This is a genomic window from Pseudomonas sp. BN515, from assembly GCF_029873155.1.
GTDB lineage: Bacteria > Pseudomonadota > Gammaproteobacteria > Pseudomonadales > Pseudomonadaceae > Metapseudomonas.
The window spans coordinates 192,144-208,067 of record NZ_SSOH01000093.1 but is presented as its reverse complement, the minus strand read 5'-3'; the positions used below and the strand labels follow the sequence as shown (position 1 = coordinate 208,067).

Below are 15,924 nucleotides of genomic sequence, written 5' to 3'. Positions count from 1 at the left end.
ACGGGACATGCAGGGGGCGCATGCCGAGGAATTCTAACCTGCCGGTGGCAAGGCTCTGCAAGATTTCATGCAGGGTTCTTGCCAGCATCGGGAAGCCGTTGGGCAGGCGAGCTGGTTGGAGGTTCCGGAGCGGGGGGAAATGCGGATGAAGAAGCGACTGATGGCGTTCAGGGCGCTGTTATCGGACACCATAAAAAAGCCCCGCATGTGCGCGGGGCGTGAAGAACCCTCGAAAAGGGTTAGAACCAGTTGTCCTGCATCGCCAGGCAGGTGTCGTCGCGGGCTTCCAGCAGTGCCAGATCGTGGTGGCAGCCGGGCACTTCCCAGGTGAGGAAGTAGCGCGCGGCCTGCAGCTTGCCGCGGTAGAAGTCGGCGTCGGCAGCATTTCCACGGGCCAGGCCCTGTTCCGCGCGGATCGCCTGTTCCAGCCAGCGCCAGCCGATTACGGTATGGCCGAAGACCTTCAGGTACAGAGCCGAATTGGCCAGTGCCTCGTTGACCTTGCCCTGCATCAGGTCACCGAGCAGGGCCAGGGTGACGCTGGAAAGTCGTGCCGCCAGGTGTTCCAGCGGCTGGCGCAGGGCGTTCAGCGACTCGTACGCGGCGGCGCGTTCGCAGCATTCATTGATCAGTCGGGTCAGTTGCTTGAGGCCCGCCCCCTTGTTCTGCGTGAGCTTGCGACCCAGCAGGTCGAGCGACTGGATGCCGTGGGTGCCTTCGTGGATCGGGTTCAGGCGGTTGTCGCGGTAGTACTGCTCCACGGGGTATTCACGGGTGTAGCCGTGGCCGCCGAGGATCTGGATCGCCAGTTCATTGGCCTTGAGGCAGAACTCCGAGGGCCAGGATTTGACGATCGGGGTGAGCAGGTCGAGCAGTTCGTGGGCCTGCTGGCGCTGCTCCTCGGTGGCCAGTGTCTGGGTGTCATCGAACAGGCGCGCGGAGTAGAGACCGAGGTCGAAGGCGCCTTCCACGTAGGCCTTCTGGGTCAGCAGCATGCGGCGTACGTCGGCGTGCTGGATGATCGACACCTGGGGGGCGGTCGGGTCCTTGCCGTCTGGCAGGCGGCCTTGGGGCCGCTCGCGGGCGTATTCCAGGGAATAGAGGTAGCCGGCGTAGCCGAGCATCACCGCGCCCATGCCGACGCCGATGCGCGCCTCGTTCATCATCTGGAACATGTAGGACAGGCCAGCGTGGGGCTTGCCCACCAGATAGCCGACGCAGTCGCCGTTATCGCCGAAGTTCAGCGCAGTGGAGGTGGTGCCGCGATAGCCCATCTTGTGGAACAGGCCAGCCAGGATCACGTCATTGCGTTTGCCGAGGGAGCCATCGTCGTTGACCAGGAACTTGGGCACGATGAACAGCGAAATACCCTTCACCCCGGGCGGGGCGTCCGGCAGCTTGGCCAGCACCATGTGCACGATGTTCTCCGACAGCGGGTGGTCGCCGCCGGAAATGAAGATCTTGTTGCCCTTGATGCGGTAGGTGCCGTCGGCGGCCGGTTCGGCGCGGGTGCGGATATCCGACAGGGACGAGCCAGCGTGGGGTTCGGTGAGGGCCATGGTGCCGAAGAAGCGGCCGTCGATCATCGGCTGCAGGAAGCGCTGCTTCTGTTCCTCGCTGCCGAAGCTTTCGATCAGGTTGGCCGCGCCCATGGTGAGGAAGGGGTAGGCCGAACTGCCGACGTTGGCGGACTGGAAGTGCGCGAAGCAGGCCTGGGACAGCAGCGTCGGCAGTTGCATGCCGCCTTGTTCGAAGCTGCGAGTGGCATTGAGGAAACCGGCTTCGAGGAAAGCGTCGACAGCTGGCTTCACTTCCGGGATCAGGGTGGCGGCGCCATCCACGTACTCCGGTTCCTCCTCGTCGCCCTTGCGGTTGTGCGGGGCGAAGAACTTCTCGGCGATGCTGCGGGCGGTGCCCAGGGCGGCGTCGAAGGTTTCGCGGTTGTGCTCGGCGAAACGCTCGCGCTGGGTCAGGGCTTCGGCGTCCAGCACTTCGTAGAGCTCGAAGGCAAGGTTGCGGGAACTGAGCAGGGTCTCGGACATGATGGCTCTCCGGTAGGATCAGCCGAGTCTAGATCGGTGAATTAAGGGCGCCTAGCAACATCCATGAGCGTGATAAAGCCGGTGAAGCCGTGGTGAACCCGGGACTGGTAGAATGCGCGCCTTGCGAGGACTCCCCATGAACTACCGCCATGCCTTCCACGCCGGCAACCATGCCGACGTGCTCAAACACTTCACCCTGGCCCGCCTGATTGCACTGTTGTCGCGCAAGGAGGCACCCTTCGCCTACCTGGACAGCCATGCCGGTGTCGGCCTCTACGACCTCCTGGGTGACCAGGCCAGCCGCACCGACGAATGGCGCGAAGGCATCGGCCGCCTGTGGGACCTGCCCGACCTGCCGGCGCCCATGGCGGATTACCTGAAGGTCATCCGCGAGCTGAACCCGGACGGCAGCCTGCGCTACTACCCCGGTTCGCCTGAGCTGGCCCGGCGCCTGACGCGTCCGCAGGACCGGCTGCAGCTGAACGAAAAGCACCCAGAAGATGGCCAACTGCTGAAAGACAACATGGCCGGTGACCGCCGTGTCGCCGTGCACCTGGGCGAGGGTTGGCACATCGCGCGGGCGCTGCTGCCGGTGGCGGAAAAGCGCGCGCTGATGCTGATTGACCCGCCGTTCGAGAAGGCCGACGAACTGGAGCGCTGCGTCACTTCCCTGGGCGAAGCCATTGGCCGCATGCGCCAGACGGTGGTCGCCATCTGGTATCCGATCAAGGACCAGCGTCAGCTCCGGCGCTTCTACCAGGGGCTGCAGGCCAGCGGTGCACCCAAACTGCTGCGCGTGGAACTGCGGGTGCATGCGGCTGACACTGCCGACTCCGGCTTGAACGGTTCCGGGCTGGCCATCGCCAACCCGCCGTGGGGCATCGAAGACGAGCTTCGCCAGACCCTGCCCTGGCTCTCCGAGCACCTGGCGCAGAGCAAGGGCGGCTGGCAGCTGGATTGGCTGATCGAAGAGTGAAGGGAACAGGCCGCAGGTGATATCAGCTGCGGCCTGGCTGCGGTTCGATGTAGTAGGTCAGTTGCCGGCGCGGACTGAGGTACTCCAGGACCTCCAGCGGCAATTGCGCCGGACGCAGGCTGCGGGCGATGGACAGGCGCGGTTCCTGCTCCAGGTCCAGGATCAGCGCCTCCTGTTTGGGAATGGCAGGATCGTGAAGGATCAGCGTCGGTTTCAGCGGTTGGGCAGGGTTCACGCCCAGCACCAGGGCGTAGCGTTCATCTTCCAGCTGTACCAGGCTGCCGGGCGGATAGACGCCCATGGCGCGAATGAAGGCTTTCAGCGCGACTTCGTCGAATCGCTGGCGCTGCTGCTTGAACATCAGCGCCAGGGCCTCGTGGGGACTCAGGGCCGTGCGTGGGTCGAGCGGGTTGCACAGGTTGTCGAACTGGTTGGCGATGGCCACCAACTTGCTCAGGCGGCCGATGCCCGCTTCCTTCAGGCCGCGCGGGTAGCCGCTGCCATCGCAGTGTTCGTGGTGCTCGTGGATGATCCGCAGCACTTCGTCATCGAGCATCAGTCGCTGGCCCATCTTCAGGCCGAAGTCGGTATGCAGTTGCAGGAACTGCTGTTCGGGCTTGGTCAGCGGCTCGCTCTTGAGCAGCACCTTGCTCGGAACCTCCATCTTGCCGATGTCGTGCAACAGTGCGCCGAGCCCCAGGCTGTGGCAGGCCTCGGTATCCAGCCCAAGCTGGCGGCCCAGCAGCAGGGACAGCACGGTGACGTTCAGGGCGTGGAAGTAGCTGTCCTCGGCGGCTTTGCCGGTAATGCTGTGGAGGACCGCGCCCGGCTGGCCCAGCAGGGTTTCCACCATTTCGCCGACGATGGCGCCGGCCTGTTTCACGGCTTCCTCCGGCCGGCTGCGCAAGGTCTGGTTGAGTGTCTTGACCTGCAGGCTGGCCTGGATGAAGCGCCGGTCCACTTCAGCTACGCGCTGGCGTAGCAGGCGGAGCTTCTCAGTGCGGGCTTCGCGTGCGCGGGCCTCCGGATCTTCCACGACCGGCGGCGGTGGCGCCTCGGGAGCGGTGAGGGGCAGGGGCTCGCAATCGCTGCGGGCCGGGTCATAGCGCAGCCGCTGGAGCCCCAGGGCCTTGAGTGCCCGAACCTGCGCCTCGTCCTTGATCTTGAAGTTGCTGAAGGTGAAGTCGTGCTCCCACCAGCCCAACTCCAGTTGGATATAGAGGCCGATGCGGAGTTGTTCGGGCTGGATGTAATGGGGACGGGGCGGCATACCGAGTGACTGGTGGCTACTGGCCAGTGGAGTCTAATCCTTCGGCAACCGCCCTGCCTGCCCTTCTTCAGGCGGGTAGACACACTCCGGTGCCGCCCAGGCCGCAATAGCCGCCAGGGTTCTTCGCCAGGTATTGCTGGTGATAGGCCTCGGCGTAATAGAAGGCAGGTGCTTCGCCGATTTCCGTGGTGATGGCGCCGAAGCCGGACTTTTCCAGCTCGGCCTGGAAAAGCGCCTGGCTGGCGCGGGCGGCGGCCAGTTGGGTTTCGTCGTAGCAGTAGATGGCCGAGCGGTACTGGGTACCGACGTCATTGCCCTGGCGCATGCCCTGGGTCGGGTTGTGGGCTTCCCAGAACACTTTCAACAATTCGTCGAAGCTGGTTTCTCGCGGGTCGAACACCACCAGCACCACTTCGGTGTGCCCGGTCAGGCCGGAGCAGACTTCGTCATAGGTGGGGTTCGGGGTGAAGCCGCCGGCGTAACCCACAGCGGTGGTCCAGACACCCGGCTGTTGCCAGAAGCGCCGCTCGGCACCCCAGAAGCAGCCGAGGCCGAACTGGGCCACTTGCAGGCCGGCAGGGAAGGGGCCTTGCAGCGGGCGGCCGTTGACGTAATGGCTGTCGGGCACTGGCATCGGCGTTTCGCGGCCGGGCAGCGCTTGGGCGGCGCTGGGCAGCTCGAGTTTGTGGGCGAGTATTTGCGAACGCAGGACCATCAGCCATCTCCTCGGGAATGCAATGAATCCCGATGTTACCCCGATTGCGCGGTGGTTTTTCAACGGCTGATCAGACGCCTTTGCGGCAAGGGTAGCGGCCGAGGTTCTCGAACAGGTGCTTGCCGGAAATCGGCTTGTCGAAGAGGTAGCCCTGGCCGACATCGCAGTGCTGGCGACGCAGGAAGCCGAGCTGGGCCGCGGTTTCGATACCTTCGGCGACGACCTTGAGCTTGAGCTTGTGGGCCATGGCGATCACTGCCGAGGTGATCTCCTTGTCGTCCTGGTTCTCGGGAATGTCCTTGATGAAGCTGCGATCGATCTTGATCACGTCGATGGGGAATTTCTTCAGGTAGCTCAGCGATGAGTAGCCGGTACCGAAATCGTCCATCGCCAGGGTCAGGCCCAGGCTCTTCAGGTTATTGAGCTGGTTACGGGTCTCGTCGGTGGCTTCCAGCAGCAGGCCTTCGGTGAGTTCCAGCTCCAGGCGCTTGGGCGGTAGCTGTTCTTCGTTGAGGATGGCGGCGATGGAGCCCACGAGGTCAGGGTCGCTGAACTGCTTGGGCGACAGGTTGATCGCCACTTGCAGATCCCCGAGGCCGGCGGCAGTGAGGCGCTTGCTCATCCGGCAGGCTTCGCGGATCACCCATTTGCCGATGGGGATGATCATGCCGGTTTCTTCCGCCACGCTGATGAACTGGTCCGGGCTGATCATGCCCTTCTCCGGGTGATGCCAGCGAAGCAGGGCTTCCATGCCGAGCAACTGGCCGCTCTTGAGGCACAGCTTGGGCTGGTAGAAGACTTCCAGCTCGTTCTGGGCCAGGGCGCGGCGCAGGTTGTTCTCGACGAACAGCTTGTAGCTGGCTTCGGCGTTCAGCGCCTCGGTGAACAGCTGGAGCTGGTGCTTGCCGTTGGCCTTGGCCTTGTGCAGCGCCAGGCCAGCGTGCTTCATCAGGGTCTGTGGATCGCGCCCGTGCAGCGGTGCGCAGGCGAGGCCCAGGGAGCCGGTGACGCTGATCAGCTGGTTGTCGACGAACAGCGGCTTGTCCAGGGTCTGCAGGACCTGGGCGGCGATTTTCTGGCCGCTTTCCAGGTCGGCGCCGTCGAGCAGCACGGCGAATTCGTTGCTGGCAAAGCGCGCCAGGACGCCATTGGGGGACAGGCTATTGCGCAGGCGCCGCGCCAGGCTGACCAGCAGCTTGTCGCCGGTCTGGTGGCCGAGGCTGTCGTTGATCCGCTTGAAGTTGTCGATGTCCACCAGCAGCAGGCAGAGCGGCGTGTCGCGGTCGCTGTGAAAGCGCTCTTCGACGGTGCGGATGAAATAGGGGCGGTTGCCGAGGCCGGTGAGGTTGTCGGTGTAGGCCAGCTTCTCGATTCGCTGCTGCGCCAGCTTGCTCTGGGTGACGTCCTCGTAGATGCCGATGTAGTGAGTGAGCTCGCCGTGCTCGCCGAACACCTTGGAAATCGACAGCTGGCCCCAGTAAGGCTCCAGGTTCTTGCGTCGGCTGCGGAACTCGCCCTGCCAGCTGTTGCAGGCCGCCAGCCCCGAGCTGGTATCGAACAGCAGCTCGCTGAGGTTCTCCAGTGCCGGCAGGTCCGACAGGCGTCGGCCATGCACTTCATCGGCGCTGTATTGGGTGATGGCGGTGAAGCTCGGGTTGACGTACTCCACCAGGCCGTCACGGTCTACCAGCAGGAAGGCGCTGGCGCTCTGCTCCACAGCTCGCTGGAACAGATGAAGGGCGTTGGTGGCGTGGCGTCGCTGCTGGTTCACCAGGACCTGGGCGAACTGGTCGGCCAGTTCGCCGGCGAAGGCAATCTCATCGGCCTGCCAGACGCGGGATGTGCCGATGTGTTCCAGGCAGAGCACGCCGACCACTTCGCCACCGACACGGATGCTGGCGTCGAGCAGGGCGGTGATGCCCTCGGGCTTGAGGTATTCCCGGGTCAGCTCGCTGGTGCGGGGGTCGCTCTGGGCATTGTGGGCGTCGATGGCGCGGCCGCTGTGCAGGGCCTCCAGATAGCGCGGGAACGGGCTCATATCCATGCTGCCCGGGTGCTCGTGGTGGTCCTCGTTGCGGCGGAACAGGCTGACCGCCGCCAGTTGGCTGCCCTCGAGCATCCAGATGCTGGCGCGCGCCACGTCATAGGCTTCGCAGGCCGCCTGGGTGATGAGTCGTGCCGCTTCCTCGGCCGGTTTGCTGGAGGTGTAGCGGTGGCGGGCCAGGCGCACGATCAGGCTCTGTTGGGCGCGAGAGCGGATCAGGTGCTGCAGATGGTCGTCCTTGGAGCGCTGGAAGAGTTCCAGTGAAGTGCGCAGTTGGCTGTTTTGCGCCTCCAGGTCGAGGTTCTTCAGCCGTTCCTTGTGTTCGGCGGGTTCGTTCACCACCAGCAAGAAGCCGCGCAGCAACTGCCGTCCGTGTTGCTGGAAGGCTTCTCCGATTTCCTGCAGACACAGCGGGCCATCGGGGGCGTGCAAGGTGTACTGGATGGAGTAGTGTGGATGTCGGGCCAACTGCAGTTGCACGTCGTCGTGCAGCCGATAGCGGCTTTCCGGTTCCATCAGGCTGGCGTAGGGCGCGTCGATCAGGGCGCAGAGTTCGCTCGCCGGCAGGCCCAGGGCGCGTTCGCAGGTCGGATCGAGGAAAAGCATCGCCCAGCTGGCTTCATTGAGCCGCTCGAAACGCATCAGGCCCAGCCTCGACGGGACGGGCAACTGCGTCACTATCTCGGCCACCGTACGGCTGGCGGCATCGGGATGGCTCTTCATCGGGCGCTGGGCTTCCACTTCTCTGACCGGGAGAGGTTCCGGCCTACATCACCAAAGCATCGGGCAAGGGTGCATCATGATGATGGCACTGGCAAGCGCGCCGCGCGGTGCATTTCGTGAGCGGATGAGGGGCAGCAGGAACTGTGCGTGAGTGCACAGTCGCCTTGTGGGCCTGGGCTGTCGAACGGTCAAAAAAAACCCCGCCTCAGGGGGGCGGGGTTGAGGTACGAGCGTGGCGTGCTCGCGAATAGCAACGAGTTACAGCAGCATGGTGCGGATGTCCGCCAGTACGTCGCCGAGACGCTTGGTGAAGCGCGCGGCGGCGGCGCCGTTGATCACACGGTGATCGTAGGACAGCGACAGCGGCAGCATCAGGCGCGGCTGGAAGGCCTTGCCGTCCCACACCGGCTGCATGGCGGCCTTGGACACGCCAAGGATCGCCACCTCGGGCGCGTTGACGATCGGCGTGAAGCCGGTGCCGCCAATGTGGCCGAGACTGGAGATGGTGAAGCAGGCGCCTTGCATGTCGTCCGCCGAGAGCTTCTTGGTCCGGGCCTTTTCGGCCAGGGCGGCAGCTTCGGCAGCCAGTTGCAGCAGGCTCTTCTGGTCGACGTTCTTGATCACCGGCACCAGCAGGCCGTCCGGGGTGTCCACGGCGAAGCCGATGTGCACGTACTTCTTGCGGATCAGCGCCTTGCCACTGGGGGCCAGGGAGCTGTTGAAGTCCGGCAGTTCCTTGAGCAGGTAGGCGCAGGCCTTGAGCAGCAGCGGCAGGACGGTCAGCTTGACGCCGGCCTTCTCCGCCACGGCCTTCTGGGCTACGCGGAAGGCTTCCAGTTCGGTGATGTCGGCCGAATCGAACTGGGTCACGTGCGGGACGTTGAGCCAGCTGCGATGCAGGTTCGCGGCGCCGACCTGCATCAGGCGGGTCATTGCCACTTCTTCGATTTCACCGAACTTGCTGAAGTCCACGACCGGGATCGGCGGGATGCCGGCACCACCGGTGGCGCCGGCGGCAGCTGCTGCCGGAGCTTCCTTGGCCTTCTGCATCATGGCCTTGACGTGGGCTTGCACGTCTTCCTTCAGCACGCGACCGTGCGGGCCGGTGGCCGGGACGTCAGACAGCTCGACGCCGAACTCGCGGGCCAGTTGGCGAACCGCCGGACCTGCGTGGACCTTGGCGCCGCTGGAGCGGGCCGGTACGCCGGTGGTGTTCGCAGCAGCGGCGGCCAGCGAGGCGATGGCGCTGACTTCGGCGGCCGCGACCGGATGGGCACCCTCGGGTACGCGGTGTACCGACGGCGCAGCGGCGGCCGGAGCCGGAGCTGCTGCCGGGGCGGCGCCCGCAACCTTGAGCTTGAGGATCAGGTCACCGGTGCCGACTTCCGAGTCCAGCTTGACCTCGACGCTCTCCACCACGCCTGCGGCGGGGGAGGGGATTTCCATGCTGGCCTTGTCGGATTCCAGGGTGATCAGCGACTGCTCGGCTTCGACGGTGTCACCCGCCTTGACCAGGATCTCGATCACCTTGGCCTTGCCGGCCGAGCCGATGTCCGGAACCTTGACGTCCTGCACCGAGGCCGCGGCCGCCGGTGCGGGGGCTGCAGCCGGAGCGGCGGCCGGGGCCGGTGCAGCGGCGGGTGCAGCAGCCTGGGCCGGAGCCGGGGTTGCTGCAGCGGCGCCAGCAACGCGCAGCTTGAGGATCAGGGCGCCGGTACCGACGTCAGCATCCAGCTTGACCTCGACGCTCTCCACCACGCCTGCGGCGGGGGAGGGGATTTCCATGCTGGCCTTGTCGGATTCCAGGGTGATCAGGGATTGCTCGGCTGCGACGGTGTCGCCGGCCTTGACCAGAATCTCGATGACCTTGGCGGTGCCGTCCGAGCCGATATCCGGCACGAAGACTTCCTGCACGCTGGAGCCGGTGGCCGCCGGGGCGGGGGCCTGAGCCGGTGCGGCGGCGGGCTTCTCTTCAGCCTTGGGTGCGGGAGCAGCGGCCTGCGCGGGCGCCGCGGCGGCGGCACCCTCGACTTCCAGTTCCAGCAGCTCGTCGCCTTCCTTCAGGCGATCACCCAGCTTGACCTTCAGGCTCTTGATCACGCCGGCCTTGGGGGCCGGGATTTCCATGCTGGCCTTGTCGGATTCCAGGGTCAGCAGGCTCTGATCGGCTTCGATGCGGTCGCCAACTTTGACGAACAGCTCGATCACTTCACCTTCGCCGCTGCCGATGTCGGGTACGCGAATCAGTTCACTCACAATGCGTCTCCTCAGCAGTCCAGCGGGTTGCGTTTTTCGGGATCGATGCCGAACTTGGCGATGGCTTCCGCCACGACCTTGGGCTCGATCTCGCCGCGGTCCGCCAGGGCTTCCAGGGCTGCCAGGACGACCCAGTTACGGTCCACTTCGAAGAAGTGGCGCAGCTTCTTGCGGCTGTCGCTGCGGCCGAAGCCGTCGGTGCCGAGAACCTTGTATTCCTTGCTCGGGACCCACTGGCGGATCTGGTCGGCGAACAGCTTCATGTAGTCGGTGGAGGCCACGACCGGGCCCTTGCGGCCGGTCAGGCACTGCTCGACGTAGGTCTGCTTCGGCTTCTGCTCCGGGTGCAGGCGGTTGTGACGCTCGATCGCCAGGCCGTCGCGGCGCAGTTCGTTGAAACTGGTGACGCTCCAGACGTCGGCGCCGACGTTGAACTGCTCGCGGAGAATCTTCGCCGCTTCGATGACTTCGCGCAGGATGGTGCCCGAACCCAGCAGTTGCACGTGGTGTGCGGCTTCCTTCTTGTCCTCTTCGAGGAGGTACATGCCCTTGATGATGCCTTCCTCGGCGCCAGCCGGCAGGGCGGGCTGGGTGTAGGCCTCGTTCATCACGGTGATGTAGTAGAAGATGTTCTGCTGTTCTTCGGTCATTTGGCGGATGCCTTCACGCACGATCACCGCCAGCTCGTAGCCGAAGGTGGGGTCGTAGGTGCGGCAGTTCGGGATGGTGGCCGCCATGATGTGGCTGTGACCGTCCTCGTGCTGCAGGCCTTCGCCGTTGAGGGTGGTACGGCCGGCGGTACCGCCGATCAGGAAACCACGGGCGCGGCTGTCGCCGGCGGCCCAGGCCAGGTCACCGATACGCTGGAAGCCGAACATCGAATAGAAGATGTAGAACGGCAGCATCGGCTGGTTGTGGTTGCTGTAGGCGGTACCGGCGGCGATGAAGGAGGACATGGCGCCCGCTTCGTTGATGCCTTCCTCGAGGATCTGACCCTTCTTGTCCTCGCGATAGAACATCACCTGGTCCTTGTCGACCGGCTCGTAGAGCTGGCCCACGGACGAGTAGATGCCGAGCTGGCGGAACATGCCTTCCATACCAAAGGTACGGGCTTCGTCCGGGATGATCGGGACGATGCGGTGGCCGAGTTCCTTGTCCTTGACCAGCTGCGCCAGGATGCGCACGAAGGCCATGGTGGTGGAGATTTCACGGTCGCCCGAGCCGTCCAGGATCGCCTTGAGGGTTTCCAGCGGCGGGGTCGGGATGCTGAAGCTGTTGACGCGGCGCTGCGGCACGTAGCCACCCAGGGCGGCGCGGCGCTCGTGCAGGTACTTGTACTCGGCGCTGCCTTCCTGCGGACGGAAGAACGGCAGCTTTTCCAGGTCGGCGTCGTTGACCGGGATGTCGAAGCGGTCGCGGAACTGCTTCAGGCTCTCGACGTCGACCTTCTTGGTGTTGTGGGCGGTGTTCTTCGCTTCGCCCGCACCGGTGCCGTAACCCTTGATGGTCTTGGCCAGGATGACGGTGGGCTGGCCCTTGTGGTTGACCGCCTGGTGGTAGGCCGCATAGACCTTGTAGGGGTCGTGGCCGCCACGGTTGAGCTTCCAGATCTCGTCGTCGGAAAGGTCTTTGACCATTTCCTTGAGTTCCGGGGTGTTGAAGAAGTTCTCACGGACGTACGCGCCGTCCTTGGCCTTGTAGTTCTGGTACTCGCCGTCGACGACTTCGTCCATGCGGCGCTGCAGGGAACCGTCGGTGTCCTTGGCGAACAGCGGGTCCCAGAAGCGGCCCCAGACGACCTTGTTGACGTTCCACTGGGCGCCGCGGAAGACGCCTTCCAGTTCCTGGATGATCTTGCCGTTGCCGCGAACCGGGCCGTCGAGGCGCTGCAGGTTGCAGTTGATGACGAAGATCAGATTGTCCAGCTTCTCGCGGCCGGCCAGGGAAATGGCACCGAGGGATTCCGGCTCGTCGCACTCGCCGTCACCCATGAAGCACCAGACCTTCTGCTTGCCGGCGGGGATGAAGCCGCGGCTTTCCAGGTACTTCATGAAGCGTGCCTGGTAGATCGCCTGGATCGGGCCGAGGCCCATGGACACGGTGGGGAACTGCCAGAAGTCCGGCATCAGCCAGGGGTGCGGATAGGAGGACAGGCCCTTGCCGTCCACTTCCTGGCGGAAGTTGACCATCTGGTCTTCGGTGATGCGGCCTTCCATGAAGGCGCGGGCGTAGATGCCGGGGGAGGCGTGGCCCTGATAGAAGATCAGGTCGCCGCCGTGCTCTTCGGTGGGAGCCTGGAAGAAGTAGTTGAAGCCGATGTCGTAGAGAGTTGCCGAGGAAGCGAAGCTGGAAATGTGACCGCCCAGATCCGGGTCGTTCAGGTTGGTGCGCATCACCATGGCCAGCGCGTTCCAGCGAACCATGGAGCGGATGCGGCGTTCCATGAACAGGTCGCCGGGCATGCGGGCTTCGTGGGTGACCGGAATCGAGTTGCGGTACGGAGTGGTGATGGCGTAGGGCAGTTGGGTGCCGCTGCGGGTGGCCAGCTCACCCATGCGGGTCAGCAGGTAATGCGCGCGGTCTTCGCCTTCTTTGTCGAGTACGGACTCCAGGGAATCCAGCCATTCCTGGGTTTCGACGGGATCGAGGTCTTGCATGGCTTGCTCCAGGGCGGAAAGGCTTCCAGAATCGGATGCCAGTGGTCACGGCCGGCCTTGTGGGGCGGTCGCGGCGAAATTCTTGTTACCGGGGGTAGAACCGGGCTCGTGTAGTTTTACTACAAATCGACGAAGGTTTCAGCACTCTGGATACAATCTTTCGTAGTAAAACTACAGACTGCGCGGCGCAGTCGGCTGAAAGCCCCGAGTTAGAGCTGTTCCGCCACCGCTGCGCCAGCTACGGGTCCAGCCTCGGCCCGCAGCCCAGAAAGGATAGACCATGAGCCTGCCGTCGCTGGCCGCCTTGCCGGCCAACCTTAAGCCCAGCGCCGATCGGGCGCTGTCTGCCTTCCGCACAGCCCTCTCCGAACAGACCCAGGACTTCGCCGGCTGGTCCGACGAACGGCAACAGGCGTTCGATCGTGTCACCGCCGCCAGTGATTTCGTCGCAGAGCAAGCCCAGCGTGATCCGGCGATGCTGCTGGCGCTGGCCGCTTCCGGCGAGCTGGAACGACCGCTGGCGCCCGGCGAGCTACGCGCCCAGATTGCGCAGTTGCTGGACGGCTGCACGGAGGAGGACGATCTCGGCCGACGCCTGCGCCGCTATCGCAACCGCCAGCAAGTGCGAATCATCTGGCGCGACCTGACCCGGCAGGCCGATCTCGCGGAAACCTGTCGCGACCTTTCCGATCTGGCCGACGCCTGCATCGACCTCGCCTACGAGTGGCTCTATAGCCGCCATTGCGCCCAGTTCGGCACGCCCATCGGCCATCGTTCCGGCCAGCCCCAGCATCTAGTAGTGCTGGGCATGGGCAAGCTGGGCGCCCATGAATTGAACCTGTCCTCGGACATCGACCTGATCTTCGGCTACCCCGAGGGCGGTGAGACCGAAGGCGCCAAGCGTGCCCTGGACAATCAGGAGTTCTTCACCCGCCTTGGCCAGCGGCTGATCAAGGCACTGGATGTCATCACCGTGGACGGCTTCGTCTTCCGCGTGGACATGCGCCTGCGTCCTTACGGTTCTTCAGGGCCGCTGGTGTTCAGCTTCAACGCTCTGGAGCAGTACTACCAGGACCAGGGCCGCGACTGGGAACGCTACGCCATGATCAAGGCGCGGGTGGTGGGCGGCGACCAGGCCGCCGGCGCCCAGCTTCTGCAGATGCTTCGCCCCTTCGTCTATCGCCGCTACCTGGACTTTTCCGCCATCGAAGCGCTGCGCTCGATGAAGCAGCTGATCCAGCAGGAAGTGCGGCGCAAGGGCATGACCGAGAACGTCAAGCTCGGCTCTGGCGGCATTCGCGAGGTGGAGTTCATCGCCCAGGCCTTCCAGCTGATTCACGGTGGTCGTGACCTCAGCCTGCAGCAGCGCCCTCTGCTTACCGTGCTGGATACCCTCGAAGGCCAGGGCTATCTGCCGCCGCCCGTGGTGGCGGAATTGAAGGAAGGCTACGAATTCCTCCGCTACACCGAGCACGCCCTGCAGGCCATCGCTGACCGCCAGACCCAGATGCTGCCGGACAACGACCTGGATCGCGCCCGCGTGGCCTTCATCATGGGTTTCGATGACTGGGCGACCTTCCTCGAGCGCCTGATGTACTGGCGCGGGCGCGTCGAGTGGCACTTCCGGCAGGTGATCGCCGACCCGGATGAAGAAGAAGGAAGCGATGGCGAAGGCTGCATCGGTGGTGAATGGCTGCCGCTCTGGGAAGAGGCGCTGGATGAGGAGTCCGCCTGCCGCCAGCTCGGGGAAGCCGGTTTCGTCGAGCCGGCCGCCGCCTGGCGCCGCCTCACCGACCTGCGCAATGGCCCCCAGGTGCGCGCCATGCAGCGTCTCGGCCGTGAGCGGCTGGATGCCTTCATTCCGCGGCTGCTGAACCTCACCGTTGAACACCGTAACCCCGACCTGGTGCTGGAGCGGGTCCTGCCCATGGTGGAAAAGGTGGCGCGGCGCTCCGCCTACCTGGTGCTGCTGACCGAGAACCCCGGAGCCTTGCAGCGCCTGATCGAGCTTTGTGCCGCCAGTCCCTGGATCGCCGAGCAGATCACCCGTTTCCCGCTGCTGCTGGACGAGCTGCTCAATGAAGGTCGCCTCTATCGTCCTCCGCTGGCGCCGGAGCTGGCGGCCGAGTTGCGCGAGCGCCTGACGCGTATCCCCGAGGACGATCTGGAACAACAGATGGAGGCCCTGCGCCATTTCAAGCTGGCTCACAGCCTTCGCGTAGCCGCTTCGGAAATCGCCGGCACCTTGCCCCTGATGAAAGTGAGCGACTACCTGACCTGGCTGGCCGAAGCCATCCTGGATCAGGTGCTGGCGCTGTCCTGGCGCCAGACCGTGGCCAAGTACGGCACGCCGAAGCGTGCCGATGGCAGCCTGTGCGACCCGGATTTCGTCATCGTCGGCTATGGCAAGGTGGGCGGCCTGGAGTTCGGTCACGGTTCGGACCTGGACCTGGTGTTCGTCCACGATGGCGATCCCCAGGCTGAAACCGATGGCGCCAAGCCCATCGATGGCGCGCAGTTCTTCACTCGCCTCGGGCAACGCATCATTCACCTGCTGACCACCCAGACCACGTCCGGCGCCCTGTACGAGGTGGACATGCGCCTGCGGCCGTCCGGCGCGGCGGGGCTGCTGGTCAGCTCCCTGGGCGCATTCCAGCGCTATCAGGAGAGCGAGGCCTGGACCTGGGAGCACCAGGCGCTGGTGCGTGCGCGAGTCCTGGTGGGATCGCCGCGGGTCACCACCGCCTTCGAGCAGGTGCGCCTGGCGGTACTCGGACGCGAGCGCGACCTGCCCAAGCTGCAGGCCGAGGTGAGCGAGATGCGCGCCAAGATGCGCGGTAACCTCGGCACCCGCGAAACCGCTGCCGGCACCGCTGCGAATGCCTTCGAGGCCGCGGCGGCCTTCGATCTGAAGCAGGATGCGGGCGGTATCGTCGATATCGAATTTATGGTGCAATATGCGGCCCTGGCCTGGTCACGACAGCACCCTGAGCTGGTGCGTTACACCGATAACATCCGGATTCTGGATGGCCTGGAGCAGGCGAAACTGCTGTCCGGCGACGAAGTGCGCCTGCTGCAGGAAGCCTACAAAGCCTATCGTTCAGCGGCTCACCGCCAGGCCCTGCAGAAGCAGCCCGGTGTGGTGAGTGGGGACCAGTTCCACGCGGAGCGCCAAGGCGTGATGCGGATCTGGCGCGAGTTGGGCCTGAACTGACCCGACTGGCTGAACCAATCGAATTCT

The 15,924-nt window shown here is 64.8% G+C and carries 8 protein-coding genes; 2 read left to right on the top strand and 6 right to left on the bottom strand.

Going from position 1 to position 15,924, the window contains the following annotated elements:
• Positions 1-239: 239 nt before the first annotated feature.
• Positions 240-2,042: an acyl-CoA dehydrogenase gene (locus E8E91_RS28630; protein ID WP_280380624.1), complete on the bottom strand. Its 1,803-nt coding sequence runs from the start codon at positions 2,040-2,042 to the stop codon at positions 240-242.
• Between the two features lie 136 nt (positions 2,043-2,178).
• Here E8E91_RS28630 and rlmJ point away from each other — a divergent pair, with 136 nt between their 5' ends.
• Entirely contained in the window at positions 2,179-3,018 is an 840-nt protein-coding gene (rlmJ, locus tag E8E91_RS28625; RefSeq protein ID WP_280380622.1) for a 23S rRNA (adenine(2030)-N(6))-methyltransferase RlmJ, read from the top strand.
• 22 nt (positions 3,019-3,040) lie between these two features.
• Here rlmJ and E8E91_RS28620 read toward each other — a convergent pair whose 3' ends face one another.
• From E8E91_RS28620 to aceE, 5 genes are all read right to left on the bottom strand, one after another.
• The gene (locus E8E91_RS28620; protein WP_280380620.1) at positions 3,041-4,288 is read right to left on the bottom strand and encodes an HD-GYP domain-containing protein; all 1,248 of its coding nucleotides are present in this window, start codon (positions 4,286-4,288) and stop codon (positions 3,041-3,043) included.
• 67 nt (positions 4,289-4,355) lie between these two features.
• Positions 4,356-5,003: a peptide-methionine (S)-S-oxide reductase MsrA gene (msrA, locus tag E8E91_RS28615; protein WP_280380618.1), complete on the bottom strand. Its 648-nt coding sequence runs from the start codon at positions 5,001-5,003 to the stop codon at positions 4,356-4,358.
• A gap of 70 nt (positions 5,004-5,073) precedes the next feature.
• Positions 5,074-7,770: an EAL domain-containing protein gene (locus E8E91_RS28610; protein ID WP_280380616.1), complete on the bottom strand. Its 2,697-nt coding sequence runs from the start codon at positions 7,768-7,770 to the stop codon at positions 5,074-5,076.
• Positions 7,771-8,028: 258 nt separating this feature from the next.
• Complete coding sequence (gene aceF / locus E8E91_RS28605; protein WP_280380614.1) at positions 8,029-10,026, bottom strand: dihydrolipoyllysine-residue acetyltransferase; 1,998 nt, start codon at positions 10,024-10,026, stop codon at positions 8,029-8,031.
• An 11-nt stretch (positions 10,027-10,037) separates the two neighbouring features.
• On the bottom strand, positions 10,038-12,683 hold the full coding sequence (aceE, locus tag E8E91_RS28600) for a pyruvate dehydrogenase (acetyl-transferring), homodimeric type (protein WP_280380612.1): 2,646 nt from the start codon (positions 12,681-12,683) through the stop codon (positions 10,038-10,040).
• A 280-nt stretch (positions 12,684-12,963) separates the two neighbouring features.
• Here aceE and glnE point away from each other — a divergent pair, with 280 nt between their 5' ends.
• Positions 12,964-15,897: a bifunctional [glutamate--ammonia ligase]-adenylyl-L-tyrosine phosphorylase/[glutamate--ammonia-ligase] adenylyltransferase gene (gene glnE / locus E8E91_RS28595; protein ID WP_280380610.1), complete on the top strand. Its 2,934-nt coding sequence runs from the start codon at positions 12,964-12,966 to the stop codon at positions 15,895-15,897.
• Positions 15,898-15,924 lie beyond the last annotated feature (27 nt).

Bases quoted from the DNA above. Each gene is read 5' to 3' on its own strand.
- E8E91_RS28630 (WP_280380624.1), bottom strand. From the start codon at position 2,042: ATGTCCGAGACCCTGCTCAGTTCCCGCAACCTTGCCTTCGAGCTCTAC.
- rlmJ (WP_280380622.1), top strand. From the start codon at position 2,179: ATGAACTACCGCCATGCCTTCCACGCCGGCAACCATGCCGACGTGCTC.
- E8E91_RS28620 (WP_280380620.1), bottom strand. From the start codon at position 4,288: ATGCCGCCCCGTCCCCATTACATCCAGCCCGAACAACTCCGCATCGGC.
- msrA (WP_280380618.1), bottom strand. From the start codon at position 5,003: ATGGTCCTGCGTTCGCAAATACTCGCCCACAAACTCGAGCTGCCCAGC.
- E8E91_RS28610 (WP_280380616.1), bottom strand. From the start codon at position 7,770: ATGAAGAGCCATCCCGATGCCGCCAGCCGTACGGTGGCCGAGATAGTG.
- aceE (WP_280380612.1), bottom strand. From the start codon at position 12,683: ATGCAAGACCTCGATCCCGTCGAAACCCAGGAATGGCTGGATTCCCTG.
- glnE (WP_280380610.1), top strand. From the start codon at position 12,964: ATGAGCCTGCCGTCGCTGGCCGCCTTGCCGGCCAACCTTAAGCCCAGC.